General features: G+C 61.9%; 26 protein-coding genes. 12 read left to right on the top strand and 14 right to left on the bottom strand.

The genetic code is table 11. The features are described 5' to 3' along the window. The first annotated feature begins 17 nt into the window (after window positions 1–17). Window positions 18–1112 carry a DNA polymerase III subunit delta gene (gene holA, locus J2X15_RS07835; RefSeq protein WP_310341135.1) on the top strand — a complete coding sequence of 365 codons (1095 nt, stop codon included), beginning with the start codon at window positions 18–20 and terminating at the stop codon, window positions 1110–1112. Between the two features lie 13 nt (window positions 1113–1125). Here holA and J2X15_RS07830 read toward each other — a convergent pair whose 3' ends face one another. Together J2X15_RS07830 and J2X15_RS07825 are read right to left on the bottom strand one after the other, a co-directional pair. Continuing rightward, the gene (locus J2X15_RS07830) at window positions 1126–1563 is read right to left on the bottom strand and encodes a hypothetical protein (protein ID WP_310341133.1); all 438 of its coding nucleotides are present in this window, start codon (window positions 1561–1563) and stop codon (window positions 1126–1128) included. A 56-nt stretch (window positions 1564–1619) separates the two neighbouring features. Next, the gene (locus tag J2X15_RS07825) at window positions 1620–2480 is read right to left on the bottom strand and encodes a hypothetical protein (protein WP_310341132.1); all 861 of its coding nucleotides are present in this window, start codon (window positions 2478–2480) and stop codon (window positions 1620–1622) included. 144 nt (window positions 2481–2624) lie between these two features. Here J2X15_RS07825 and J2X15_RS07820 point away from each other — a divergent pair, with 144 nt between their 5' ends. The 7 genes from J2X15_RS07820 to gshB all read left to right on the top strand — a co-directional run bounded on the left by J2X15_RS07820 (window position 2625) and on the right by gshB (window position 11193). Beyond that, the gene (locus tag J2X15_RS07820) at window positions 2625–3473 is read left to right on the top strand and encodes a hypothetical protein (RefSeq protein ID WP_310341131.1); all 849 of its coding nucleotides are present in this window, start codon (window positions 2625–2627) and stop codon (window positions 3471–3473) included. A 19-nt stretch (window positions 3474–3492) separates the two neighbouring features. Beyond that, a complete protein-coding gene (locus J2X15_RS07815) occupies window positions 3493–4077 on the top strand; it encodes a hypothetical protein (protein WP_310341128.1) in 585 nt (194 codons plus the stop codon). Window positions 4078–4196: 119 nt separating this feature from the next. Then, complete coding sequence (locus J2X15_RS07810; protein WP_310341125.1) at window positions 4197–5519, top strand: glutamate-5-semialdehyde dehydrogenase; 1323 nt, start codon at window positions 4197–4199, stop codon at window positions 5517–5519. A 94-nt stretch (window positions 5520–5613) separates the two neighbouring features. Further along, the gene (gene gshA, locus J2X15_RS07805) at window positions 5614–6900 is read left to right on the top strand and encodes a glutamate--cysteine ligase (protein ID WP_310341122.1); all 1287 of its coding nucleotides are present in this window, start codon (window positions 5614–5616) and stop codon (window positions 6898–6900) included. Window positions 6901–7059: 159 nt separating this feature from the next. After that, window positions 7060–8928, top strand: a complete 1869-nt coding sequence (locus J2X15_RS07800; RefSeq protein ID WP_310341119.1) for a potassium transporter Kup — start codon at window positions 7060–7062, stop codon at window positions 8926–8928. 48 nt (window positions 8929–8976) lie between these two features. Next, entirely contained in the window at window positions 8977–10194 is a 1218-nt protein-coding gene (locus J2X15_RS07795) for a benzoate/H(+) symporter BenE family transporter (RefSeq protein WP_310341115.1), read from the top strand. 39 nt (window positions 10195–10233) lie between these two features. Next, entirely contained in the window at window positions 10234–11193 is a 960-nt protein-coding gene (gshB, locus tag J2X15_RS07790) for a glutathione synthase (RefSeq protein WP_310341112.1), read from the top strand. On the opposite strand, the gene J2X15_RS07785 is transcribed toward gshB, so the two are convergent. Continuing rightward, window positions 11115–12074 (bottom strand): SMP-30/gluconolactonase/LRE family protein, encoded by a 960-nt coding sequence (locus J2X15_RS07785; RefSeq protein ID WP_409034254.1) that lies wholly within the window; start codon window positions 12072–12074, stop codon window positions 11115–11117. The genes gshB and J2X15_RS07785 overlap by 79 nt on opposite strands. 75 nt (window positions 12075–12149) lie before the next feature. Between J2X15_RS07785 and J2X15_RS07780 the strand changes: the two genes are divergently transcribed. Next, entirely contained in the window at window positions 12150–12716 is a 567-nt protein-coding gene (locus J2X15_RS07780) for a PKD domain-containing protein (protein ID WP_310341110.1), read from the top strand. Between the two features lie 30 nt (window positions 12717–12746). Here J2X15_RS07780 and J2X15_RS07775 read toward each other — a convergent pair whose 3' ends face one another. Further along, window positions 12747–13637, bottom strand: a complete 891-nt coding sequence (locus tag J2X15_RS07775; protein ID WP_310341108.1) for a class II glutamine amidotransferase — start codon at window positions 13635–13637, stop codon at window positions 12747–12749. A 63-nt stretch (window positions 13638–13700) separates the two neighbouring features. Continuing rightward, a complete protein-coding gene (locus J2X15_RS07770; protein WP_310341105.1) occupies window positions 13701–13892 on the bottom strand; it encodes a 4-oxalocrotonate tautomerase in 192 nt (63 codons plus the stop codon). Between the two features lie 72 nt (window positions 13893–13964). Between J2X15_RS07770 and J2X15_RS07765 the strand changes: the two genes are divergently transcribed. The 3 genes from J2X15_RS07765 (at window position 13965) to J2X15_RS07755 (ending at window position 17215) form a co-directional block, all read left to right on the top strand. Further along, complete coding sequence (locus J2X15_RS07765; RefSeq protein WP_310341102.1) at window positions 13965–15464, top strand: glycosyltransferase family 39 protein; 1500 nt, start codon at window positions 13965–13967, stop codon at window positions 15462–15464. An 8-nt stretch (window positions 15465–15472) separates the two neighbouring features. Next, window positions 15473–16276, top strand: a complete 804-nt coding sequence (locus J2X15_RS07760) for a phosphatase PAP2 family protein (RefSeq protein WP_310341099.1) — start codon at window positions 15473–15475, stop codon at window positions 16274–16276. Between the two features lie 87 nt (window positions 16277–16363). Further along, a complete protein-coding gene (locus tag J2X15_RS07755; RefSeq protein WP_310341097.1) occupies window positions 16364–17215 on the top strand; it encodes an NAD-dependent epimerase/dehydratase family protein in 852 nt (283 codons plus the stop codon). Here J2X15_RS07755 and J2X15_RS07750 read toward each other — a convergent pair. The 9 genes from J2X15_RS07750 to J2X15_RS07710 form a co-directional block, all read right to left on the bottom strand. Next, on the bottom strand, window positions 17196–17873 hold the full coding sequence (locus tag J2X15_RS07750) for a phosphatase PAP2 family protein (RefSeq protein WP_310341094.1): 678 nt from the start codon (window positions 17871–17873) through the stop codon (window positions 17196–17198). The two genes, J2X15_RS07755 and J2X15_RS07750, sit on opposite strands and share 20 nt — an antisense overlap. Before the next feature lie 68 nt (window positions 17874–17941). Beyond that, window positions 17942–20215 carry a sensor histidine kinase gene (locus tag J2X15_RS07745; RefSeq protein ID WP_310341093.1) on the bottom strand — a complete coding sequence of 758 codons (2274 nt, stop codon included), beginning with the start codon at window positions 20213–20215 and terminating at the stop codon, window positions 17942–17944. Between the two features lie 178 nt (window positions 20216–20393). Then, on the bottom strand, window positions 20394–20906 hold the full coding sequence (locus tag J2X15_RS07740) for a response regulator (RefSeq protein ID WP_310341092.1): 513 nt from the start codon (window positions 20904–20906) through the stop codon (window positions 20394–20396). Between the two features lie 193 nt (window positions 20907–21099). After that, window positions 21100–22149 (bottom strand): serine/threonine protein kinase, encoded by a 1050-nt coding sequence (locus J2X15_RS07735; protein WP_310341089.1) that lies wholly within the window; start codon window positions 22147–22149, stop codon window positions 21100–21102. Window positions 22150–22194: 45 nt separating this feature from the next. Further along, window positions 22195–23718, bottom strand: coding sequence for a serine/threonine protein kinase (locus J2X15_RS07730; protein WP_310341087.1), 1524 nt, complete (start codon window positions 23716–23718; stop codon window positions 22195–22197). Next, complete coding sequence (locus J2X15_RS07725; RefSeq protein WP_310341085.1) at window positions 23715–24467, bottom strand: metallophosphoesterase family protein; 753 nt, start codon at window positions 24465–24467, stop codon at window positions 23715–23717. Before J2X15_RS07725 ends, J2X15_RS07730 begins: the two co-directional genes overlap by 4 nt. 83 nt (window positions 24468–24550) lie before the next feature. Beyond that, window positions 24551–25663, bottom strand: coding sequence for a DUF2855 family protein (locus tag J2X15_RS07720; RefSeq protein ID WP_310341083.1), 1113 nt, complete (start codon window positions 25661–25663; stop codon window positions 24551–24553). Between the two features lie 89 nt (window positions 25664–25752). Then, a complete protein-coding gene (locus J2X15_RS07715; RefSeq protein WP_296467939.1) occupies window positions 25753–26181 on the bottom strand; it encodes an organic hydroperoxide resistance protein in 429 nt (142 codons plus the stop codon). A gap of 62 nt (window positions 26182–26243) precedes the next feature. Next, the gene (locus J2X15_RS07710; RefSeq protein WP_310341078.1) at window positions 26244–26702 is read right to left on the bottom strand and encodes a MarR family winged helix-turn-helix transcriptional regulator; all 459 of its coding nucleotides are present in this window, start codon (window positions 26700–26702) and stop codon (window positions 26244–26246) included. Window positions 26703–26769: the final 67 nt, after the last annotated feature.

The raw sequence follows: 26769 nt of genomic DNA, 5'->3' as shown, positions 1-26769 counted from the left end.
CTTAAACTTGGGCCCCTATGCAACTCGCAGCGAATCAACTCAGCAACCACCTGCAGCGTGGGCTCAAAAGCCTGTACACCTTGCATGGGGACGAGCCGCTGCTGCAACAAGAGGCGTTGGACGCCATCCGCGCCAAGGCCCGTGCCAATGGCTACACCGAGCGCACCTCGCACACCGTGGCCGGAGCCCACTTTGACTGGAGCGAGGTGCTGGCGGCCGGGGGCTCGTTGAGCCTGTTTGCCGACAAACAGATCGTTGAAATCCGCATCCCCAGCGGCAAGCCCGGCAAGGACGGCAGCGTAGCCTTGCAGCAGCTGGCCGAAGGCGCCCAGGGCAACGATTCCACGCTCACCATCGTCATGCTGCCGCGCCTGGACAAGATGACCAAGTCCACGGCCTGGTTTGCGGCCCTGGATGCCAACGGCGTTACGCTAGAAGTCAGCCCCGTGGAGCGCGGCGCGCTGCCGCAGTGGATTGCCCAACGCTTGGGTGCCCAGGGCCAGCGCGTAGAAGCCGGCGAAGTGGGCCAGCGCACGCTGCAGTTTTTTGCCGACCGCGTGGAAGGCAATCTGTTGGCCGCGCACCAGGAAATCCAGAAGCTGGCCCTGCTATTCCCAGCCGATGCCAACGGTGGCGTGCTGACGCTGGAGCAAGTGGAAAGCGCCGTGCTCAACGTGGCACGCTACGACGTGTTCAAACTCAGTGAAGCGGTGCTGGCTGGCCAGGCGGTGCGGGTGCAGCGCATGCTGGACGGCCTGCAGGCCGAGGGCGAAGCCGAGGTGCTGGTGCACTACACGCTGGCCGAAGACATCCGCGCCCTCAAGCGTGTGAAAGACGCCATGGCCCAGGGCCGCCCCCTGCCCATGGCCCTGCGCGAAAACCGCATCTGGGGCGTGAAAGAGCGCCTGTTCGAGCGCGTACTGCCCAAGCTCTCCGAATCCAAGCTGGCCGAGCTGCTGCAGTCCGCCCACCTGGTAGACGGCATCGTCAAAGGCCTCAAGCAACCGGACTGGCCCACCACAGGCTGGCAGGCGCTGCACCGGCTGGCGCTGCAGTTATGTGGGCTGTGTGCGGGGGCGGCTACACCGGGAGCACCGGCGTTCAGGCGGTGAGGCCTCTCCGTTTTTACTGGAGCTGATCGAACGCCGCAGCACCGATTTTTCGGGCCAACGACTCAATACCTTGCCAAGCATTGCGGTAGTAGTCTTCCAAGGCAAACTGCTTGCCCTTGGCAACCACAGTGGCCTTGATCTCATCTTTGCCCGCAAACGCGCCTGCCCAAAATCTCGCTGCATCTCCGCGCTCAGAATATTCCTTGATAGTCAGAACAGCTTCTGAGGACGGGCTGATTTTCGCGCCGGCATTCGCTGCTGCGGTGTTGTAGCCCTCTTGGATCAATGCGGGCACGTTGGGACGCACTTGGCACGTTCCGCAAGCCAGTTCTACTTTCAAGGCGGGAACGCTGATAGTTGGACTAGATGTAGCTGCTTTTTGGGGATTGCTTGCGCAACCGCCGAGAACGGCCAGTGAAAGTGCCAAAAGTATTGCGGTAGGACGGATCATTATTTCAGTTCCTCGGTGTTGATGAAGTCAGTTGGATGGCTGTTGATGCCGGGGGATTATTTGTGGCCGGAATAGGTGCCTGTGCGGGTGCCGCTGTTCGAGGTCCAGCTCCCCGACACCGTGCCTGTGCTCACGTTGACGGATCCGGTGAAAGTGGCGATTCCTGCTGAGCCAGATGCAAAATTGGCGGTGCCACTTGTGGATACCGTGCCGGTGACGGAAAAGCTGGCGGGAGCTGGTGAAGTTTCGATGCCGGTGCCCGTGATGACGCCACTAGTCGAAATGCTGATGCTGAAGGTGCCGCTGCGGGATCCCGAATAGCTGCCGGAGTAGGTGCCGGAAAGCGCGGTGAACAAGGTATTGCGCAGGTGGTTCTTTGCCGTGGCAGCGGTGACGCCCGCATGGACCCCGGCGCTGCTGACGCTTGTCAGTGCCGTATAGGCATTGGCGACGGTAGCGTCGGCGTCATAGTTGACGTCCGTTTGCGCAAAATTGATGGTTCGGCCCAGCGCTGCATTGTGGATGGAAGGAGTCAACTTGATGCCGTTGCTGGGATCGTTGTCGTCGTCAATCGTTTGCAGGAACTTGGCGAGGTTCGCCACGGTGGTGTCGTTCTCATCCGTCGCGCCGCCGACCAGGGAAATGGGAGAGACGAACGCGCTGGCGGTGGCGCTGCCCAGAACAATGTCGCCGACTTTGAAGGTGACGGTCTGTCCCTCTTCGTAACTGAACTGGCCCGACGCATTGGTCTGCGCGGTGCGCGAGCCAATGATGTAAGTCAGGCCCTCTACGGGGCTGTCGGAAAAGACACCGATTTTGGTGGTGCTGGCGGAACCGCCGCCGCCGCCGCAAGCGGAAATCAGAAGGATGGATGCTGCGGCAATGCCCAACCCGATCGCGCGAATGCAAGACTTCATTGTTGAAACTCCCTTTTTATGGGGAGGCACTCTACTATGTTTTGGCGACTATTGGCGGCCGGGGTTTCTAAAAGTAAGCACTGATTGCGAAACGTACAATCCCGTGCAATTCAAAATTCATAACGTCAGAAAGGGAGTGTTTTTATGTTCAAACGACTGCTTATGGGTGGCTGCGTAGTGCTGCTCTTGAGTGCATGTGCGTCCGCGCCGACCCGTACGGCTTTAAGTGCCGATGCCAAGAAAGAGCTCTCACGCACAGAAGCCCATATTTTTGTTCCTCAGGATGAGGTCATCGTGCGGGCGCAGGCTGGCGGCGTGAGCGCTGCGATGGGTGGGGGGTTGATTGGTGCGCTCATCGATTCGAATATTGCCAAAGGACGTCAAAACACTATCCAGGGGGCGTTGGAGCCCTTCTATGCCTCTGTGGACGATGTGGATGTGCGCAAGCACTTGGTGAATGCATTGTCCGCTGGCCTGGGGAGCGACTTTGCAATCAATGTGGATACCGTTCGAGGTTCTGCCGTGGCGTTGGTTGGCTCCGCTCTTGATGCCAAGAAGGCGGCTTTGCAGCCTGGCAAAGGGTTCATGCAAATTGGGACTACATACACCTTTTCTCCGGATTTCTCCCGACTGAATATGTCAACCCATGTTGACCTTTGGCAGGGTGGGAAGAGCGTGCCGGTTTACTCCAACAATTTTTTCTACCAATCGGCGGCTGTGAGCAATTCTGGTGCTGATGCGCTGGGTCTTTGGTCGAAAGACAATGGAGAACGCTATCGCAAGGCTGTGAGTCAAGCCGCAGACCAAATTGCGAAAATGATTCGAATGGATATCAGTGCACCTTCCACAGAGAGTGCACCGGCGAAATCTCTAACCGTGGCAAGCATGGATGCCCCGGGAACCTTCAAGATCACGGGACCAGTTCTGGACACCCAAGCAGATCGCACCATCATGCGCAATGCAGATGGTTTCCTCTATTCGGTACCTCAATAACGCAGGCAGGAGTATTTTTATGAAATCAATATCTGTCCGTCGCGTCATTGTTGCCGCCTTTGCTACGGGGGCGTTCACATTTGCCCTGGCCGCCGAACCTGAAAAACTTGCCCTTGTTTATGACGCAAGTGCCATGGATGTCGTTCCCACAATTTTGCCTGGTGCGTGCTTGCTCAATGTGGTGAGCATTGCCGATCAACGTACCAATCAAGAGAGCATCAGCGCAGATATTCCAATTCTTGCCGGAGCGCCGAATGTGTGGGTTGGAAATGGACTGAGTAGTTTGAAGGCCTACGGGTACGGAGTTCAGCAAAGCACTTCACCCTTGCCAGATGCGGTTAACCTTGATTTAGAACTCATCAGGTCCTACACATGGTTTGGAAATATGCGCATTAATGGCATGGTCGCCATGGATATTGGTGTTACGCCGGTAGGCGGAGAGCGCAAGGTGCAGAAATTCCGCGCCTCGGGTAGCAAAGCCAATATGTGGGGCGCGACTTCGGAGCATTTGACTACTTTGAACTACGCTTTCAATAACGTGGCAAACAAACTGGCGCTTGCTTTGCAGTCGGCCTGCGCTGAATCCAAAACTGCCGCCAAATAAGCGCGTCGACCTGCAGATAGGCCCAAGGTCTGTCTGCAGGGTGTTGGGTTGCGAGGCTTGTCCAAAGGTTAAATTGCCGTTTTAGGGGCAGTGGTGGTCAATCTGCGAAAATCTCTCTCATGAACGCGTCCAATACCACCGACTACGCCCTGGCTCTGGGTTCTCAAGCAAAAGTGGCCTCCGCCCTCATGGCGCGTGCGCCGGCAGCTACTAAAAACGTAGCGCTTCGCACACTGGCCCGGTTGCTGCGCGAGAACACGGCAGCGCTGCAGGTGGACAACGCCAAGGACATTGAGCGGGCCATAGCCAACGGCTTGGCCGCGCCCATGGTGGACCGGCTGAAATTGACGCCCAAGGTGTTGGAAACCTGCGCGGAAGGCTGCGAGCAGCTGGCAGCCATGGCGGATGTGATTGGCGAGATCATTGGCATGAAGCAGCAGCCCAGCGGCATCCGCGTGGGGCAGATGCGGGTGCCGATTGGCGTGTTCGGCATGATTTTCGAGAGCCGGCCCAACGTGACCATTGAAGCGGCTAGCCTGTCGATCAAGAGCGGCAATGCCTGCATTTTGCGCGGCGGCTCCGAGGCGATTGACTCCAACAAGGCGCTGGCCAAGCTGGTGCAGCAGGCGCTGGTGGAAAGCGGTCTGCCCGCGGACGCTGTGCAACTGGTGCAGACCACCGACCGCGAAGTAGTGGGCCAGCTCATCGCCATGCCGCAGTATGTGGATGTGATCATCCCGCGCGGCGGCAAGGGCCTGATCGAGCGCATCAGCCGCGACGCCAAGGTGCCTGTCATCAAGCACCTGGACGGCAACTGCCATGTGTATGTGGACGACCCCTGCGACATCGCCATGGCGGTCAAGGTGGCGGATAACGCCAAGACCAACAAGTACAGCCCCTGCAACGCCGCCGAAGGCTTGCTGGTGGCGCGCGGTTCTGCGGTCGCGTTTTTGCCGCTGATCGGCGCGGTCTACGCTGCCAAGGGCGTGGAAATGCGCTGCGACCCCGAGGCGCTCGCCATCTTGAAGGCCAATCTGCCGCTAGCCCCCGTAGAACCTGCGCAAGCAGCTACGAATTCAGGAGCAAAACTGGTGCCCGCCACCGAGCAGGACTGGTACGAGGAATACCTCGCCCCCATCGTAAGCGTCAAGGTAGTGGCCGGCGTGGACGAGGCCATCGCCCACATCAACCAGTACAGCAGCCACCACACGGACGCCATCCTCACCACCAACCACGTGCACGCCCAGAAGTTTCTGCGCGAGGTGGATTCGGCCAGCGTGATGGTGAACGCCAGCACCCGCTTTGCCGATGGCTTTGAGTACGGGCTGGGCGCGGAAATCGGCATCAGCACCGACAAGTTCCACGCCCGCGGCCCGGTGGGCATTGAGGGGCTGACCTCGCTGAAGTACGTGGTGCTCGGCGAAGGCGAAGTGCGCACTTAAATGCCAATGGGCAGCGGCCGGGGACTTGAAATCGGCGCAAGGTTCACCACCTAGGGGCGACCCCTAGAATGGGGATCCTTCTTGAAAGCGTCGTATGGTTCCGCATCTCGTTACCGCCCTGACGGGCCCCATCAATGAACTCGAGCAACGGGTTCTGGATTCCATGCCCGCCATCGAGCGCTGGTTCCGGCTGGAGTGGATGGAACACACGCCCCCCTTCTATACCGCGGTGGATGTGCGCAACGCTGGCTTCAAGCTAGCCCCGGTGGACACCAACTTTTTCCCCGGTGGCTGGACCAACCTGACCCCCGCCATGCTGCCGTTGGCCGTGCAGGCCGCGCAGGCCGCCATCGAGAAGATCTGCCCAGAGGCGCGCAACCTGCTCATCGTGCCCGACAACAACGCGCGCAGCACCTTCCAGATGAGCAACCTGGCCCAGCTGCGCCGCATCTTCCACATGGCAGGCCTGAATGTGCGCATTGGCTCCATCAGCCCCGATATCAAGAAAAGCACCACCATCGAGCTGCCCAATGGCGAAACGATCACGCTGGAACCCGTGATCCGCACCAAGGGCCGCCTGGGCGTGAAGGACTTTGACCCCTGCACCATCCTTCTGAACAACGACCTGCGCAGCGGTGTGCCCGGCATTCTGGAAGACCTGCACGAGCAGTACCTGCTGCCCCCGCTGCACGCCAGTTGGACCACACGGCGCAAGAGCGCCCACTTTAAGTGCTACGAAGAGGTGGCCAAGCGCTTTGGCAAGCTCATTGGCGTGGATTCCTGGCTCATTACCCCGATGTTCGACAAATACGGCGTGGTCGACCTGAGCACGTCCCAGGGCGTTGACGCATTGCACCAGCGCGTGGACGCGATGCTGACCAAGGTGAAGAAGAAGTACAAGGAATACGGCATCAAGGAAAAGCCCTTCCTCGTCATCAAGGCGGACAACCGCACCAGCGGCAACGCCATCCTGACCGTGCGTGACACCAAGGACCTGGACGCCAAGCTGCGCAAGCTGGGCGCCGGGCAGGAGGCTTCGCCGGACCCGCTGGAACTGATCCTGCAAGAGGGCGTGCAGACCAATGAGCGTGTCAACGACGCCGTGGCCGAGCCCGTGGTCTACATGATGGACCGCTATGTGGTGGGCGGCTTCTACCGCATGCACGCCGAGCGCGGCATCGACGAGAACCTCAGCGCGCCGGGTGCCAGCTACGTGCCATTGGCGTTTGCCGAGAGTACGCACTTACCTCAGCCAGGCGTCAAACCCGGTGCCAGCGCCCCCAATCGCTTCTATATGTACGGCGTCATCGGCCGCCTGGCCATGCTGGCCGCCAGCTACGAACTGGAAGCCACCGACCCCGATGCGGAGCGCTACGACTGAGGCGCGTCAACCCATTTTGAGCAACAGTTGCTGCGCTGCAACATGCGCTGAAAATCCGTTGAATTTGGCGATTGCGTCCTTGCGGCCCCAAGCGCCGGGAGCAAAATAGCGATCCCTAACGGAATGGAACCCGGCGGCGCCTGCCGGCCGGGTCAATGTGTGTCAGCATCAAAATCGTCTCTTACGGCGCTCACTCTGGGCGCCATCGGCGTGGTCTACGGCGACATCGGCACCAGCGTGCTGTATGCCTTCAAAGAAGTCTTCATCAGTGGACACGTTCCTATCACCCATGACAACGTACTGGGTGTCTTATCCCTGTTTATTTGGGCACTCACCGTCATCGTTTCCGTGAAGTATGTGGGTCTGATCATGCGTGCGGACAATCACGGGGAGGGCGGTCTGATGGCATTGCTGGCCTTGGCATCCTTGTCCACCAAGTCGCGGCCTAAAGTGCGTGGTTTTTTGATGGTTCTGGGAGTCTTCGGCGTCGCGCTGTTTTTTGGAGATGGTGTCATCACGCCAGCCATCTCGGTGTTGTCTGCTGTTGAGGGGTTGGAGGCCATTACCCCCAATGCAAAACCTTATGTAGTGCCGATTTCACTCGGTGTGCTGGTGGGCTTGTTTTTGGTGCAACGGCGCGGTACGGGCGACATTGGGCGTTTTTTTGGCCCTGTGACGGTGGTGTGGTTCTTGGCGATTGGCGTATTTGGTGCGGTTCAAATTGCCCAAACCCCCAGTGTCTTGATGGCCATCTCGCCTCTGTACGCCATCCGTTTTTCTGTCGAACATTACGCGTTGGCTTTTATCACGTTAGGCGCTGTCTTTCTTTGCCTGACAGGGGCGGAAGCTCTGTACGCAGATATGGGGCATTTTGGAAAAACGCCCATCCGGATCGCCTGGTTCGGTCTGGTGATGCCATCGCTGATACTGAACTATTTGGGCCAAGGGGCATTGGTGCTGGGTGACCCGCAAGCTGCTTCCAATCCTTTCTTCAACATGATGCCGGACTGGGCGCTGATCCCTATGGTGGGGTTGGCCACGGCGGCCACCGTGATTGCCTCGCAAGCGTTGATCACGGGGGCTTTTTCGGCCACCAAACAAACCATCCAACTGGGCTTTTTGCCCCGGTTGACCATCTTGCACACCTCGATCAAGGACACGGGGCAGATCTATATCCCCGCCGTCAACTGGGCATTGCTGGCTGGCGTGATTGCGGCGGTGGTCTTCTTCGGTTCATCGACCGCTTTGGCCGCCGCCTATGGGATCTCGGTCAGCATGGTCATGGTCATTACCACGGTGATGACCTTCTTTGTGATTCGCTATGGCTGGGGCTATCCACTCCCTCTTTGCATCGCTGCGACCGGTGTATTTTTTGTGATTGATGCAGCATTTTTTGCATCCAATTCGCTGAAGATTGCGCAAGGCGGTTGGTTTCCGCTAGCCATGGCCGCCGGGCTGTATGTGGTGATGTCCACGTGGAAGGACGGTAGGCGGTTGATGAACTCCAAGTTGCGTTCAGATGCCTTGGATCTGCCTAGTTTTCTGGAAGCCGTGTTTGTCAGTCCTCCTGTGCGGGTGGACGGAACGGCTGTATTTTTGACGGCTGAAGTTGGAACGGTGCCTAACGCTCTGTTGCACAACCTCAAGCACAACAAGGTACTACACAGCAGCAACTTGTTCGTCACGGTCAAGAACCACGAGGTACCTTGGATCGGGTTGGACAAGCGTGTGCAAATGGACTCGCTGGGCCATGACTGTTGGCAGGTGGTGGTTCACTACGGCTTTAAGAACGACCCCGACCTGCCCAAGGCGTTGGCGCAGATCAAGAGTCGAGGCTGTGACATGAATGCCATGACCACCAGCTATTTCTTGTCGCGCGACACCGTGGTACCCACGCTGGGTGAGGGGATGGCGCCCTGGCGCGAGAAGCTGTTTGCGCAAATGCACCACAATGCCAGCGCCGCGGCAGACTTCCTGAACCTGCCGAACAACTCCGTGGTGGAGTTGGGCTCCAAAATCGAAATCTAAAACGGTTGGGGACAGATCTGTGGCTCTGTCCCTAACGGATGAAGCCTGATGCAATTTTTCAAAGACCTGAGTCTCTCGGCCTTCACAGCCGGTTTTGTGGCCGTGCTGGTGGGCTTCACCAGCTCGGTGGCCATCGTCTTTCAGGCGGCTCAGGCTTTTGGTGCCACGCCGGAGATCACCGCTTCTTGGATGTGGGCGCTGAGCATCGGCATGGGCTTGTGCACGCTAGTGCCTTCGCTGTGGCTCAAAAAGCCCGTCATGGTGGCCTGGAGTACGCCCGGTGCGGCCGTGCTGGCGTCTGCCGGTCTGGCCGGCGGCTTCAGTATGGCGGACGCCGTGGGCGCCTTCATCCTGTGCGCACTGCTGATCACGCTGGTGGGCGCCACCGGCTGGTTTGAGCGCGTGATGAACCGCATCCCGCTGGCGCTGGCCTCGGCCTTGCTGGCCGGCGTGCTGGCACGTTTTGGCTTGTCGGGCTTTGGCGCCGCGCAAACCGCCTTGCCGCTGGTGGCCACCATGGTGGTGACCTACTTGCTAGGCAAGCGCTTCCTGCCACGCTATGCAGTGCCACTCACGCTGCTGATCGCTATTGTTTTTGTAGCTGCTGGCGCAGGTTTTACAAGGGCTGACATTGCTTTTGGCTTGACATGGCCGGTCTTCATCAACCCCCAGTTCTCGCTGGCGGCGTTTGTCAGCTTGTCCTTACCGCTGTTCGTGGTCACCATGGCTTCGCAAAACTTGCCCGGCGTGGCGGCCATCCAGGCTGCCGGCTATGCGGACCGCAGGGCCCAGGGTGGCGATGCAGGCATTCCCATCTCCAAGGTCATCACGCTCACCGGGCTGGCCACGCTGGTGTTGGCGCCGTTTGGTGCGTTTGCCATCAACCTCAGCGCCATCACGGCTGCCATCTGCATGGGCCCTGAGGCCCACAGCAACCCTACACGGCGCTACACCGCGGCGGTGTCCTGCGGCGCCATCTACATCGTCATCGGCCTGTTTGGCGCCGCCATCACGGGTGTGCTCACCGCCTTCCCCAAAGAGCTGGTTGCCGCCATTGCGGGGCTGGCGCTGTTGGGCACCATTGGCGGCGCACTGACGGCCGCGCTCAAGGACGATGCCAACCGCGAAGCAGCCCTCATCACCTTCCTGGTTACGCTCAGCGGCGTGGTCATTGCTGGCGTAGGCTCGGCGTTCTGGGGCGTGGTGGCCGGCGCGTTGGCGCTGCTGGTGCAACACTACGGCCGCAAACCCGCCGCCACCGCCTGAGCTGCTACGCCTGTTTTGCAGCCTTCATAGAAAGTAGCCATGGACATTCTGTTTGTTGCCGATTCGCTGGAATCCTTCAAGATCTACAAGGACACCACCTTTGCCATGATGCGCGAGGCCCAGCGCCGCGGCCACCGCATCATTGCCTGCGAGCCCCGTCACCTCGTGTGGCAGCGCGGCGGTGTGGTGCAGGCGGCCGTGCGCCGCATCACGCTCACCGGCGACGCCAAGGCGTGGTTCACCGAGACGGCGGACACTGTGGCCATCAAAGACTTTGACGCCGTGGTCATGCGCAAGGACCCGCCGTTTGATTCCGAGTTCTTTTACGCCACCCACCTGCTGGAGCAGGCCGAGCGCGAGGGTGCCCAGGTCTTCAACAAGCCGCGCGCCCTGCGTGACCATCCTGAAAAGCTGGCGATTCTGGAGTTTCCCCAGTTCATCGGCCCCACACTGGTCACGCGCGATGCCGACGCGGTGCGCGCCTTCCACGCCGAGCACCGCGACATCATCTTGAAGCCGCTGGACGGCATGGGTGGCATGGGCATCTTCCGCGTGAAGGACGACGGCCTGAACCTGGGCAGCATCATCGAAACGCTGAACAAGGATGGTGCCCAGACGATCATGGTGCAGAAATTTTTGCCTGCCATCAAGGACGGCGACAAGCGCGTGCTGGTGATTGGGGGCAAGCCCGTGCCCTACTGCCTGGCGCGCATTCCGCAGGGCGGCGAGGTGCGAGGCAACCTGGCGGCCGGTGGAAAGGGCGTGGCCCAACCCATCAGTGCATCCGACCGCGCGATTGCCGAGGCGCTGGGCCCCATCCTGGCCGCACGCGGTTTGCTATTGGTGGGGCTGGACGTGATTGGTGATTCGCTGACCGAGATCAACGTCACCAGCCCAACCTGCTTCCAGGAAATTGCCGATCAGACCGGCTTTGACGTGGCCGCCATGTTCATCGACGCGCTCGAAGTCGCCCAGTCCGAGGCCAGCCGCACGCGGTAAAGCGCGCTGGTGGCGCAGACAAATAGGTCACTGCCGCCGACACCGCCAAACACCAGATTGGCTGCGGGCTCGGGCAGCAGCACCTTGCCCAGCAGCGCGCCGCTGGGCGCATAGCAGTGCACACCGTCACCCGCGCTGGTCCATACCCGGCCCAGCGCATCCACGCGGAAGCCGTCAAACAGACCCACATCGCAATTGGCAAACAGCGCACCGCCCGATAGTGCATAGCCAGCACCCACCGTGAACACGCGGATGTGCTTGGGCCCGTCGGCCACATGCGTGCGGCCGGTGTCGGCTACATACAAAAGGCTTTCATCGGCGTTAAACGCCAGGCCATTGGGGCGCGCAAAGTCGGTCAACACCGTTTCGCACGTGCCGCTGGCGGGGTCTACGCGGTACACATGGCAGGCGCCTATCTCACTGTCGGCTTTGTGGCCCTCGTAGTCACTGTCGATGCCGTAGGCCGGGTCGGTGAACCAGATGGCACCGTCGCGCGCCACCACCACGTCATTGGGGCTGTTCAGGCGTTTTCCTTGCCAGTGGCTGGCCAGCACCGTGGTGCTGCCGTCGTGTTCGAGTCGGGTCACACTGCGAGAGCCGTGTTCACAGCTGATCAAGCGGCCTTCGTGATCCAACGTATGGCCGTTGGTGTAGCGTGCAGGGCTGCGATAGATGCTGACGCCGCCCGTGACTTCGTCCCAGCGCAGCATGCGGTCGTTGGGAATATCGCTCCAGACCACGCAGCGCTGTTGCGCCAAGTAGGCGGGCCCCTCAGCCCATTTGCAGCCACTGGCCAACTGCTCTGGAGGGGCACCAGCAAACAGGGTGGCAAAGTGCGGGTGCCGTGCGTCTATGAAGTTCTTGGTCCGCACTGTACCCAATGCAAGCACTTGGCCAAAACAGACGGCCGCAGGTCTTCGTGGTAGCCTTCGACATCATTTTTCTAGGAGCCCATCATGCGTATGTCTACCGTTTGTGCCGCACTGGCCGCCGTTTCGTGTCTTGCCCTGAGCGCGCATGCGCAGGTGCTGGGTGCCATCACCGCAACGCCTACCGCGGCCAAAGTGGGCGAGCCCGTCACGGTGAGCGCCACCATTGATGTTGTGAGTGCCAACTACTGCGGCTTCGTGGTGGGTTTCGGTGACGGTGCTTTCAAGGACGCCGTGAGCGATGTGAGCAATGCCACGCCGTTGGTGCTGACCCATACCTATGCCAAAGCCGGTGCCTACCACGTGACGCTGGGAGGCAAGAATGTACAGAACCACCCCAACTGCGGTGGCCCGGAGAGGGCGGTAGACATCACTGTGACAGGCGCTGCCACCCCTGCCAAACCCATGCCATTGAAGCCTGCGGACGTTTGCGCCAAGGGCTGGAAGCTCTCCGGCAAGCTCAATGCCAAGACCGGAACCTTTACCTGTGCTGCCAAAGCTGGAACCGCTTTGCCTGCCGAAAAGCCAGTGTGCAAAGGCGACCTGAGCTACTTTGAGAACGCCAAGAAAGGCCAGTACGGCTGCAAGCCCTGAGGGCAGGCGGGCTAGCGGCCCGCTGATAATCTAAACCGCAGCAGGGGCTGCCAGGGCTGCGGCTTTGGCAGCCTCTTCTGCTTCGCGCTGGGCCGCCGCGGCGGCAGCCGCCGCAATCAGCGTGGCTTTGCACACCGTACGTGTGAGGGGCTGGCCGTCCACAAAGGCGTGCAGTTCGCCAGCCTCCATGGCCACCCAGGTCTCGTTGGTGGTCAGCGGCTCTGTCACCACGATGACCAGCCGGTCCTCCGGGCCGTTGAGCTCGGACAAATCCACCGTCACATCTTCGTCCTTGAGTTGCACATGGCTGAAGGGGTGTTGGCGCACCACGTAGCAAAGTTTGGTGCTCGCATGGGCCCACAGGGCCTGGCCGTTGCTCAGCAGGAAGTTGAAGGTGCCATGGCGGGCAATTTTGGGTACCAACTCGGCCAGGGTGCGGGTCAGCTCTTCGACTGAGGGCACCGAGGCGTGGGATTTGTTCAGCTCCTGCAGCAGCCAGCAAAACGCCAGTTCGCTGTCGGTGGTGCCTACGGGTTTGAAGCTGCCGTGCAGTGGTGGGTTGAATTCCTTGAGGTCACCATTGTGGGCAAACACCCAGTAGCGGCCCCAGAGTTCGCGTGTGAAGGGGTGGCAGTTTTCCAGCGTGACCGCACCCACCGTGGCCTTGCGCACATGGGCCACCACGTTGTGGCTCTTGATGGGGTAGGACTTGAGCATCTTCGCAATCGGCGAGGTCGATGCACTTTCCTTGTCCACAAAATGCCGGGCCGCCTTGCCGGGCAGGTCGCCTTCGCTCTCGAAGAAGGCAATGCCCCAGCCGTCTGCATGGTGGTCGGTGCAGCCGCCGCGCTGCGAAAAGCCGGTAAAGCTCAGCGTCAGGCTGGCCGGCAAATGGCTGTTCATCCCAAGCAGTTGGCACATAGAAACAGTGTACTCCGGGGTTGTGGCTGGGGGCGAAAAGCGTTATGCGAAATCCGTCAGAGCTTATGCGCGCGGCTCGCTCCAGAACTTGCCGCCCGTGGCCCAGTTGTCGCGCTTGACGTCCACAAAGATGATGTCCACCGCCTCGGGCGAGCAGCCCAGGGTTTCGACGGTCACACGGGTTACTTCGTCCACGAGCTTTTTCTTTTGCTCTTGGGTGCGGCCTTCTAGCAGTTCAATATGGTAGGTGGGCATGACGGTCCTTGGGGTGGGGGATGCAAGGGGCAGATTAGACTGCGGGGGTTTCCATTTTCCTCTGACTTCCCCTTGCAATTATTGTTCCCGCCCCACGCCGGTGCCCGTGCAGGCCATGTGCTATGGGCTGTGTTTGCCCTGCACGCCCTGCTGGGTGCGGCCCTGGGCCTGTCGGTGGACGAGGCGCACTACCTGCTGTATGCCGCCCACCCCGCCCTGAGCTACTTCGACCACCCGCCGCTGGTGGGCTGGGTGCAGTGGCCGCTGGTGGCGCTGCAGGCACCCGTGGCCGTGCTGCGCCTGCTGCCCGGCCTGCTGTGGCTTGCCACGGTGTGGGGCGTGTACCGCCTGACCCTGCGCATCTTCGCGCCAAACCCCATGGCACCGCAGGCCGCACTGGCGGCCGTGTGGGTGCTAGCGCTGGCGCCGCTGCTGCATATCCTGGGCATTGGTCTCTTGCCCGACACCTTGCTCATGGCACTGACCGTCGCCTTGCTGTGGCAGACCTGGACCCTGGTGCAGTCGCCCACGGCCGGCACCCTGGGCAACTGGCTGGTGCTGGGCGTGCTGCTAGGGCTGGCGGGTTTGTCCAAGTACACGGCGGTGTTTACCGCGGTGGCGGTGGGAGGCTGCCTGCTGGCCGTGCATGGCGTGGCTGTGCTGCGTAAGCCCAGGTTATGGGCCGCATTGGCGCTGGCCATGCTGATGGTGGTGCCAGTGGCGGTGTGGAATGCGCAGAACGGCTGGATCTCGTTCACTTACCAGGTGGCGCACGGCAAGGGCAGTGTGTGGCAGGCGCAGCATGTGTTGCGTTTTGTGCTGACCCAGCTGCTGGCCTATGGGCCGCTGTTGCTGTTGGGTTGGGTTGGCTGGCGGCGCAGCACGGGGCCGGTGGTTTGGCTGCTGCTGTTTTTTGGGCTGCCGTTTGCGCTCTTTACCTACCTCTCCGGTGGCGGCTCCAGCCTGCCGCACTGGACTGCACCTGCGTGGGTGGCGTTGGCGCCGTTTGCGGGTTGGGGTGTGACCACGTGGTGGCAGGCGGGCCGCCGTTGGGCGGTGTGCGCGCTGGTCGCCATGCAGGCGCTGGCCTGTGTGGCGCTGCTGGGGCTGATGCTCAGCGCGGGCTGGCCGTTGGTGGCGGGCAGTGCGGCGGCCGTGGCGCCACCGCCCAACCCATTTGCAGATTTGCACGGCTGGCAGGCTGCTGGCGCGCGCGCGCAGGCCCTGGCCGCGCAGCAGCAGCTGGACAGTGTGGCTGTGCAGAACTGGACGCTGGCCAGCCGCCTGGGCTGGTACGCCCGCCCTCTGCCGGTGCATGTGCTGGACAGCGGCGATTCGCAATTCCGCTTGTGGGCCGCAGACCTGCCCGTGGGAGGCAATACGTTGCTGGTGGACTGGTCGCACATGGCCTACGACCTGCCGGTGGCACCCCACGGGTTTGCCAGCTGCACGCTGCTGGAGACGCAGCAAGCCAGCCACTGGGGCATGCCGCTGGCCAGCTTCCGTTTTTACGATTGCCGCGGCTGGTCTGGCGCGCCGCAGCCCCGCCTTACACTCGCGCCCACCTCTTGAATCTGCCCATGTTTGCTCCCCCTCTTTTGCCCCATGCCCTCAGCAGCCCGGTTGCCCGTTGGGTGTGGTGGCTGCCGCTGGTGCTGTTCGTGCTGGGCGCTCCGCTGTGGCTGCAGGTGTGGGAACCCGCCCTGTTCATCGCCATCAACCAGTGGTGTGCGCCGGTGGCTGCGCCGGTGTGGACGGGCTTGTCGCTGCTGGGCAATGGCTGGGGCATTCTGGGCGTGACCGCACCACTGCTGGTGCTGGCGCCGCGTCTGATGTGGGGCTGGTTGTGCGCTGCGCCATTTGCCATCCTCTTTGCGCGTACCGGCAAGTTCTTCATTGAAAGCCCGCGCCCTGCCGCCGTGGTGGACAACAACCAGATGCGCGTGGTGGGCGAGCTGCTGCACAACGTTTCCATGCCCTCGGGCCACACGCTCACCGCGTTTGCGGTGGCGGCGGGCATCTTCTTCGCGCTCACGCCAGCGCAGCGCCGCCGCCATGCCTGGCTGTGGCTGCTGGCAGCTGGCACGGGTCTGTCGCGCATTGCCGTAGGCGCACACTGGCCCGGTGACGTGGCCGTGGGAGCCAGCCTGGGCCTGTTGTCCGGCCTGCTGGGCCACCAGCTGTGGATGCGGTTGGCCCCGCGCCACTGGGCGCCCCGGGCATGGAGCCTGCGCCTGGTGGCCGCATTGGTGGCGTTGGCGGTCTTCCACCTGCTGACCGAGGAACTGGACTTTGCCGAGAACCAACCCGCCCAATGGGTGCTGGCGGCCGTGGCGGTGCTGAGTCTGTTGGCCTTTGCACGCCAGAGTTTCAAGGCGAAATAGGGCGCTAGCCCCTGTTGATATTGCGCAAGCTGCTCCTGTTTTGATAGTGACTTGAGCCAGGCACCCACAGCTACTACCATCCCCTTTATGAAAATTCTCGTTACAGGCGGCACCGGTGCCGTCGGCAAATATGTAGTGGACGATCTGGTGCAGCACGGCTACCAGGTCGGTGTGCTGGATCTCGCTGCCCCTGCGCGTAGCGACGTGGTGCACCACGCCGTGGATGTATTGCAGTTGGACGCGGTGTTGCAGGCCATGGCCGGCTACGACGCCGTCATGCACGTGGCGGGGATTCCACACCCGCTGAATGACCCGGCCAAACGCGTGTTCGATGTGAATGTGAATGGAACCTTCAATGTGCTGGAGGCCGCGGCCCAGCATGGCATTGGCAAGGTGGTGTTCACCTCCAGCGAATCGACCATGGGCTTTGCGTTTGCCACGCACCGGCTGGCGCCGCTCTACATCCCCGTGGACGAAGCCCATGCCGCGCGCCCGCAAGACCCCTATGGCCTGAGCAAGGTGGTGAGCGAGCAGATCTGCAAGACCTACACCCAGCGCTACGGCATGCGCACCGTGTGCCTGCGCATGCCCTGGGTCTGGCTGCCCGACGATGCGCAGCGGCCCTTCTACCGAACGCTGGTGGCCGAATATGCCAACTGGTACAAAAACCTCTGGACCTTTGTGGACGCGCGCGATGTCGCCACCGCCCATCGCCTGGCGCTGGAAGTGGAGCTGGAGAACCCGCACGAGGCCTTCTTCATCACCGGCCCGCACAACTGGACCGGCCAGGACGGCCGCAAGTTGCTGGCCGAGTTCTGGCCTGAAGTGACCGAGTTTGCGCCGGGCTTTGCGGGCACGGACCCGCTGATCTCGCATGCCAAGGCGGCGCGCCTGTTGGGCTACGCGCCGCAGTATGGCGTCAAGGATGTATTGGGCTGATTGAGCTGGTAGGGGCGGCCGGCTTGGGGCCGGCGTGCAACTGGTGCCGGGAGAACGGCTTGCCCTGGCCAGAGACCAGCAGGGCCAGGCGTACCTCAATGTCGTGGGTGGGCAGGTAGGTGGCAGTGGATGTGTTCAGCGCCAGCAACAAAACCAGTGGTGCGAGTTTGCTAGCCCAGTGCGACAAGGCCAGCGGCGCGAGCTGGCGCACCGTGGGCCAACTGACTGCCGCGCCCAAAATCCAGCCTGCCACCACCTCGCTCAGGCTGTGCGCGTGCACGGCCAAACGTGACACCCCCACCACCAGTGCCAGCAGCCAGCCCAGTGCCACGCCGCCGCCCCGCGCCTGCAGTGCGGGCCAGGGGATGCCGCGCAGCAGCACCGGCAGGATGCTGGTGGCCAAGAGCGTGTGGCCGCTGACGCCCGTGAAGTCCAGCGCCGCAATGCCAATGCCCCAGCCAAAAAACAGGCACTTGCTCACCACGGTGATGCCCACCGCGATGACCAGCCGCAGCAGGTAGCGCTTGGCTGCATCGCGTGCGCCGGATTCCCACAGGCCTCCCAGTACCAGCACCAGCGCGGGCAGAAGCAGGCTGGAGGCGCCCAGGTGGGTCAGGATCCACCAAGCGTGTGCGGGTGGCAAATGGGCGTCGGGCATGGGAAATGTTGCGGTGCAAAAAAGTGGCGCCAGTGTAGCCCTGGCCGAGCGGGCGCAGGGCCTTGGGGCTAGGCGCTCAGATAAGGGAGGTAGACGGCGAAGGTCGAGCCCCGGCCTACTTCGCTTTGCACTTGCACCCGACCACCGTGCTTGGTGACAATTTTTTGAACAATGTCCAACCCTAGGCCACTGCCTTCGCCTGCAGGCTTGGTGGTGAAGAAAGGATCAAAAATTTTGTCCAAATGCTCGCTGGCGATGCCGCAGCCCGTGTCGCTCACGGCCACCCGGGCAGCCCCGTCCGCCATTCCCACTTCAATCGTCAAGGTGCCTTCGTAGCGCATGGCCTGCAGTGCGTTGTGCACAAGATTGATCCACACCTGGTTGAGCTCGTCGGGACAACACAGCAAGGGCTCCATGGGCGCAAAAAGTCGAACAAGCTCCACCCCCGGCTTGAGCTGCGACTGGTACAAAGTGAGTACGGTCTCCAGCCCGTCTTGCAATTGCGCTGGGCGCTTCTCCGCGCCGTTGTCGATGCGGGAGAACGATTTGAGCGCAAATACGATTTTGGATACATGGCCTACTGCCACATTGATATTGCTTGAGCTGCTCAGGATGCTGGCCACGCTGTGGACGCAATCGAGGATGTGCTCGCTTTGGGCGTGGGTGAGCAGGGGGAGGTAGTCTGCCAGGTCTGCGTCGCAGTGCAGTTGCGCCAGGATGTCTGCCTTGTACCGCGCCTCCGCAATGTTGGCTTGCTCCAGTCGCTTTGCTAGAGAGCGAGTGTGTTCGCGCTCCTCGCGGGTGCTTTGTACCACCGGGGGGTGAGCTGCGGCGGCAGTCACCAAACGCAGCACCAGTGCCTGCGTAGCCGTGTCCAGGGTTTGCAGTAGATGCGGCACATTGTTCAATGTGTGCGTTAGCGCATCGGCGATGTTTTTTCCACTGGCTTGAATGGCACCTATCGGTGTATTGATTTCGTGTGCCACTCCGGCAACAAGCTGGCCTAATGCGGCCATTTTTTCCGATTGCACCAACTGGGACTGGGTCGCTCGCAAAGTCTCCAGTGCGTGGGTGGTTTTGGTATGTGCGGCCGCCGCCGCCGCATAGGCGAGGTTCAAGTCGCTGTTAAGGCGTGAGAGCTCGGTGTTGCTTTCGCTCAGCGCCACGGTGCGCTGAGTTACGCGGTCTTCCAGCAACTTTTCCGATGCTTTGAGGGTGCTGACCAAGCGCTGCTCTGCATCAATGGCCATTTGCTGCGCCTGCGCTTTCTCGCGAAGCCCCACGTTGTAGCGATCGGCCAAGGCAAATGCCAGTAATAGCATTTCAAGGCATGAGCCCAGTTGAATAGCATTGATGGTGAAGAAATGGGTGGGGAGCCACCCCATAGCCCGGAGTACGGTTACCACGCCTCCCAGGCACAGCATGGAAAAAGCAGCCACAAAAAACATACCGCTGCGCTGTCGCTTGTAGACGGCGTACAGCCCCACAGCGAGAATAAAAACGGCGGTGCACAAATAGTTCAAGGCCGCTAGCTGAATCGAACGCGACAAGTCCCATACAAATGCCGCAGGCAGTGACAACTGAACAAGGGTTAGCACACCAATGACTCGGTTCGTGCGGGGCGCGAGGCGACGTGTCGCCAGCATGGTGCGCATAAACATCAGTAGTGCGGCCAAAGACAGGCAATAGCCCACGTTGGTAGAAATGGCCCACCACAGCGGCGACTCAATGTCCAGTAAAGCACGCAACAGCCCGTTTTGCGACGCTATCGTGAAAGCTGTGCACAGTACAAAGTTCACATACAGCAGGAAACTTCGGTCGCGCAGTGCGATGAACAAAAGCAGATTGAACGCCGCAATGGCGAATACCATGCCAAAGTAGCCTGCTTGCGTAGCATAGTCCGTGCGCTCATAGGCATGAAATGCCTCAGGAGTCCATAAACGAGAGGGGGCCTGCAAAGGGCCAATCGATTCCAGACGCAGGTAGATGGGTTGCACACTGCCGCTGGCCACCTGCAGAGGAAACACAAAGTACCGATGGGCATAGGGGCGAGTGGCAAGCGGGAGCAGGTTGCCCGTGCGCTGGACCTGATAGTTTTCGTCCGCATTGGGGCTCCACAAGTCCAGATATGCCAGGCCGCTGTTGGCGATCTCCAGCAATCGGGTGGCGGAGGGGCCCTTGTTTTGCAGCTCGACTTTTAGCCAGTAGGCAGAGCGTGTGTAGCCCAAACTCAGATCCTCCTCGGCGGCTGGGCTAAAGCGCTTCGCTGCATCAGCCTGGCGCACGTCCTGCAGCGTCATGGTCCGCTGCGGGTCCTCCAGAACGGACCAGTGCAGTTTCATGCCATGGGTAGTCAAGGCATTTACATCGACGGGCTTTGATAACTCGGCGGGCGGCTGCGCAGCCCAAGCTGGCTGCAACAGACAAAATAGCAGCGCCGCCATCACGCGCAGCATCCTTTCCCATCCGCACAAGAGGTGTTTCAAGTGAATGGAATACAAAACAGGCAAAGCAAGGTGCTTATTGCTTATTTCTCGAGGGCTGTGCAAGGTGGCCCCCGAATTCGGCCAGCAGGCTTTGCAAGTGCGCTTTGACTTGCTGCAACTCCAGTTTTTGGGCCTGCATGGCAAGCGTCTGGGCATAGGCGTCCAAAGCGGACCGCGCGGTGAGCACCAAATCAGCGTTGTTGAAAGGCTTCTCCAGAAAACGGTACAAGGCAGCCTCGTTGATTGCACGTTTGACACCTGCCATGTCGCTTTGACCGGTCAGCATGACCTTGACCGTGCGTGGTGTGAGTTTATGCAATTGCACCAGCAGTTCGTCTCCATTCATGCGCGGCATGATGTAGTCGGAAATGACAAGCGCTATTTCCTCTCCGTTGCTGCGTACTTCTTGCTGAAACTCAAGTGCCTCAATACCGCTGCAAACAATCTCGATCAGTACGCTCTTGCCCAACGCACGACTTAGCAAGTCGCGCAGGGCAGTGAGCACGGTACGGTCATCATCCACGCACAGAATAATTTCTGCCTTCATCGCGCCTCCCTCGTTTCACGTTTCCGCCATCGTTAGCACTTGGACGGAACGCGATTCTGTCTCCGAATTTCGGAGTTTGCAGCCCATGAAATACGCAGTTTCTTTGCTGCGCTTCGCACCATGGTTGCTACTATTACACAGGAAGTGAATTTACCCAAAATCGAGTGTATGCATCAGCGCGGGGAGGGGCGGGCTATACGCGCAGCGGGTCTTCCTGCATGGCTTCCAACTGGTCTTCCAGCATCTGGATCTGGCCCTTCCAGTAGTCGCTGCTGCCAAACCACGGGAAGTTGGCGGGGAAGGTGGGGTCGGTCCAGCGCCGGGCCAGCCAGGCGCTGTAGTGGATCAGGCGCAGCGTGCGCAGGGGTTCAATCAGCGCCAGCTCGGCGCGGTCGAATTCGCGGAACTGTTCGTAGCCGTCCACCAGCATGCCCAGTTGGCGGGTGCGCTGCTGGCGGTCGCCGCTGAGCAGCATCCACAGGTCTTGCACGGCGGGGCCGGTGCGCGCGTCGTCCAGGTCCACAAAGTGCGGGCCGGGCCCGGCGGCAGCCACCGCGTCGGTGGGTGTCCAGAGGATGTTGCCGGGGTGGCAGTCGCCATGCAGGCGCAACTGGCGTATACCGCTGTTATTGGACTTGTTTTGGCCGCTAGCCCCCGCCATATCTGCGCGAGCAGCTATCAAATCAATAGCTTCCTGGCAGCGTTGGGTCCAGGTGCTTTGCACATCCAGCGGCACCATGTGGTTGGCCAGCAGCCATTGCATGGGCTCTATGGCAAAGGTTTGTACATCCAGCGCCGGGCGGTGCGCAAACGGGCGCTTGGCACCGACGGCGTGGATACGCGCCAGAAAGCGGCCAATCCACTCCAGCACCTCGCCATCGTCCAGCTCGGGCGGGCGCCCACCGCGGCGTGGGCTGACGCTGAAAGAGAAGCCACCAAAGTGGTGCAGCGTCTGACCATGGAGCACCAGGGGCCCCACAGCCGGAATTTCATCGGCCATCAGTTCGGCGGCAAAGTCGTGCTCTTCCTGGATCTGCGCGTCCGTCCAGCGTTCCGGCCGGTAAAACTTGGCCACCACCGGGGCGCCTTCTTCGAGCTGCACTTGGTAGACGCGGTTTTCGTAGGAGGACAGGGCGGTGAGGCGGCCATCGCCGCGCAGGCCTACGCTGTCCAGTGCGTCCAGCACCAGGTCGGGGGTCAGGGGTTCAAAGGGGTGAAGGGCGCTGCCCGTGGTGCTGTGCATGCCCCGATTGTCGTCTGCGGGCTTGTCCTTGCACGCGCAGGTGGCTTAGCCCAGCGGCCCCAGGTCATCCCCATACAGCTTGGGCGCCGCACTGTCGGCGTCCGAATCTGAATAGCCACCCGCAGGAGGCTGCGTAGGGTGGGGCACATCGCCCAGTTGTTCAAACGGCAGGCTTTGTTTCACGAGGATGACGGTGCAGGGCGCGTCCATGGCCACCTTGATGGGGACGGTGGCGACAAAGCGCTGGGTCAGCAGGCCATGGGTGGCGGCGCCCATGACGATCACGCTGACATGGTTGCCGCGCGCGTAGTCCAGCAGGGCCTGGGCTACGTCGCCGCTCTCCAGCACGTGGCAGGAGGTCTGGTGGCCCGGGTGGTCCAGCGGCTGGGCCCACTGGCGCAGTGCGGCCAGGTGGCGGCGGTGTACCTGGGTTTCGCTCTGGTCCTCGTCCGCAGTGCTGGTAGCGCTGCCGCTGACCACGGTGACACAGGCCAGGCGGGCGCCGGGGCGTGTGCCCAGCGCACGAGCCACGGCCTCGCGCAGGCTGTACAGCGTGGCATCGGTCACGTCCTTGTGCGGCACGGCCACCATGACGATAGGCACCTCCTGCACCTGGCGGGATGGCACGGGGCTGGGCTGGTAGTGCATGCCCGCGGCCTTGAGCCAGCGCTTGAAGTGGGTGCGCAACGGCGTGCCCACGGTGTTGGTGCCGCGCCGCGTGATGTGCACCTGTGTGGGGTGGCTCAGGTCAAACGCCAGGTGGGCGGCCGAGGGGTAGCGCCTGGCGGCCTCGGGCTCCAGGCAGCGCAGCACCACTTCTTGCAACCAGGCCGGTAGGTCGGCGCGCAGCTTGCGCGGTGGCGTGGGGTCCATCCACAGGCGCTGGCGCAGGCCGGCCGTGGTTTGCGGTTCGCCAAAGGGCAGCTCGCCCGTGCACAGCTGGTAGAGCATCACGCCGATGGCAAACACGTCGCTGCGCGGGTCGCCACGCACGCCCACCACCTGCTCGGGCGCAATCCATGCGGGCGAGCCCACGGCCTTGCGCAGCTGTTCGGCCAGCAGGTCGGGGTAGTGCGCGTGGCACGACAAGCCAAAGTCCAGCAGCACTGCGCTGCCGTCCTCGCGGAATAGCACGTTGGCGGGCTTCAGGTCGAGGTGCACCGTGTTTTGTTGGTGCAGCGCATGCGCCGCGCGGGCCATGGCGGTGCCTAGCTTGGGGATGGCGTCCAGCGCCACGGGCTGCGGGCCATCCAGCCAGTGCTGCAGGGTGACGCCCGGCACATATTCCATCACCAGGTATGGCACGCGCTGCAGGTCGCCCGCAGCCACAAAGCGCGGCACAGTGCTGCCGTGCAGGGCCTGCAGGATCTGGCATTCCACCTCGAAGCTGACGATGTTCTCGGCCCCGTCGCCCGCGGTCATGCGCGGCACCTTCATGGCCATGGCAAAGCCCGGGCCGGGGCGGCCATCGGCGTAGACCACACGGTAAATGTGCGCCATGCCACCGGAGTGGATGCACTCCTCGATGGTGAATCCGTCCAGCTCGGCGCCTGGCTCCAGCAGTTTCATCGGCCTTGCTCCAGCCGGTGGGCAAAGAACTCGGGCAGGCCCGCGCGGCGGATGGCCTGGGCGGCCGCGCCGTGGTCATACGACACGCGGTGAAAGGTCAGCTGGGCGCGCTCGGTGTCCAGCAGCGCGTACATGGCCTGGGGGTTGCCGTCACGCGGCTGGCCGACCGAGCCTACGGTAGACAGCCACTCGCGGTGTTTGGGCACGGGCACCGCCACACCGGGCTGGGGAATGAACATCATCAGGCCGTCGGTGGCACCGCGGTAGTACAGGGTTTGCAGGTGCACATGGCCGCCAAACACATAGCGCACGCCGCTCCACTGGGTGGCGGCGTTCAGGCTGGCGGTGGCGGCGCGCTGGTCGTACACATAGCGCCACAGTTCGGGCGCATCGGCGCTGGCGTGCACCAGCAGCACGGTGTCCAGGTGCTGGGTGAGCGGCAGTGCGTCTATCCATTGGCGCTGCGCGTCTGACAACTGATGGTGCGTCCACGCGGCGGTGCTGTCGCCCACCGTCTTCACCACCTCCGGTGGATTGACAGCCATCTCATCGTGGTTGCCCTTGAGCACGATAGCGCCTTCTTCGGTGAGCAGCTTGATGCGCTCCACCACCTGGGCGGGGTTGGCACCGTAACCCACCATGTCGCCCAGAAAGGCAAAGCGCTGCGTCTGCTGCGCGCGGGCATGGGCCAGGCAGGCGTCCAGCGCCTGGATATTGCCGTGAATGTCCGACAGCAGCGCCAGTCTCATCAAGTCTCCGGTGGGGAATGCAAAAACGCCATCATGCGCCACCCGCCTGACGGCAAGTTTGCAGTAGGGTCAGCCCGCTGGGGTTACAGCGACAGGATGTGCCCGCCGCGCGGATTGCCTTCGCCCGCCAGGATGGCGGTGTAGGCGGCCTGCACCGCCTCGGGCCCCGTGTGGTGCTGCACCTGCAGCCAGGGCTGGGCCGGATTGGCCACTTGCGCGGTAAATGCCTGCCAGGACTGCAGCAGGCGGCGGCCCAACTCGGCACCCCCCCATTCCAGGCTGCGCTTCTTGATTTGCGCGGGTGCAAAAAACAGCGTGGGACGCGGCCCCGGCAGGTCTTTGCCACCGCCCAGCTCGGCCACATGCGTGCCGCCGATGGAGCTGCTGTAGACCAGTGCCGTGCAGTGCGTGTGCAGTGCCTTGCGAAACGCTGCGTTGCCTGCAAAGTCCACGTAGATGGAGGGCGTGCCGGGCGCAATCTGGTCCAACTGTGCGTAGGTCAACACCCGGTGGTACACCCCCAGGCTTTCGCAAAACGCCACGTTGCGCTCCGAGGTCAGCCCGACCACCTCAATGCCCTCACGCTGCGCGAGCTGGAAGGCGGTGCCATAGGCCGTTTTGCTGGACGCGCTGGACAGCAGGATGGCAGCTTTACCCGTGTCGGTGGCGCCAAACCAGGCGTTGTCGTGCAGAAAGTCGTCGATCAGCCACGAGGTGATGAACAGCGGGCGGAGCAGGGCCTGGATGTCTTCGGTGCTGGCAGTGTAGAACGGGTCGGTGGCGCAGCGGGTGTACTGGTTGTAGACCGCGTGCAGCGTGGCACGGTGGGGCGCCACATCGGACCAGCCATTGGCGTTCACCTTGCCGGGTGTCAGGTCCACCGCGCTGGCCATGGGGAAGTAGCCATACACGCGCTCACCCACGGGCACTTCCGCGTGCTGGCTTTGCACCACGGTGCCAAAGCCCCACACGGGGATGCGGCCCCAGGCCGCGGCGTCCTCGCCATCGGTGACCGGAAAAAACTGCCAGTACTGCATGGCATCGCCAAAGGCGGCGTAGGTGATGTTGTTGGACGTCAGCGCAAAACGGTCGATGCGCAGGCGGACCTGGCCGGCCTGCAGGGGGGCCAGCATGGTGCTGTGCAACTGGGTTTGGGTGAGTTGGTTCTTGCGAACCCGGAGTTCGGTGGTGTGCATGCGCCGCACCATAAAACAAAAGGCCGGGCCCGCCAAGCGGGTCCGGCCTCCGAGGTGACAGGGCGCAGGGCCTTGTCAGCGCTGCCGATTTAGACCACGGTGATGGTCACGTCGATGTTGCCGCGGGTGGCGTTGGAGTAGGGGCACACTTGGTGGGCTTTGTCGACCAGGGCCTGGGCAGCGGCCTTGTCCATGCCGGGGATGGAGACTTCCAGCTGCACTTCAATGCCAAAACCTTGGGGAATCTGGCCAATGCCGACGGTGGCGTTGATGGATGTGTCTGCAGGCAGGGCAATCTTTTGGGTGCCGGCCACAAACTTCATCGCACCGATGAAGCAGGCGCTGTAGCCGGAGGCAAACAATTGCTCGGGGTTCACACCGCCGCCGGGGCCGCCCATTTCCTTGGGCACAGCCAGCTTGAGGTCCAGCAGACCGTCGGAGGTGCGGGTGGTGCCGTCGCGGCCGCCAGTGGATTTGGCGTGGGCTTGGTAAATTACTTTTTCGATCTTGTTGCTCATGGCGCTTCTTTCATAAAGTGCTGCGGTGTTGCAGCGGGTGGGTAATGGGGAAATTAGGGGAACTACGGAGCGGTCAGGCGCTGGCGCAAGGCCTGCACCTGCTGGGTCAGGTCCATCAGCTCGTCCAACGGGCAGTCGGCCGCGGCCAGCACACAGGCCGGAATGCGGGCGGCCTGCACCTTGAGGGAGCGGCCTTTGGCGGTCAAAAACACTTCCACGCGGCGCTCATCGGCGACGCTGCGCTGGCGGCTCAGCAACTCGGCTTGTTCCATGCGCTTGAGCAGCGGGGTGAGGGTGCCGGAATCGAGATACAGGCGCTCACCCAGGGCCGAGACGCTCAGGCCGTCTTGTTCCCACAGCACCATCATCACCAGGTACTGTGGGTAAGTCAGCTGCAATGCTTCCAGCAGCGGCTTGTACAGCTTGGTCATGGCCAGCGAAGTGGAGTACAGCGCAAAGCACAGCTGGTTGTCCAGTCGCAGGGCGGCGTCGTTGGCGGAAATGGTGCGGCTGCTTGGCATGGGTTGAATTATAGCAAGCAATTAAATTGTACACAATGCAAATTGCAAGAAATTGTTTCCTGCCGGT

The sequence above is a fragment of the Rhodoferax saidenbachensis genome, assembly GCF_031457975.1.
GTDB classification, from domain to species: domain Bacteria; phylum Pseudomonadota; class Gammaproteobacteria; order Burkholderiales; family Burkholderiaceae_C; genus Allorhodoferax; species Allorhodoferax saidenbachensis_A.
The sequence above is the reverse complement of the archived record's forward strand: the minus strand, read 5'-3'. Positions and strand labels throughout refer to the sequence as shown.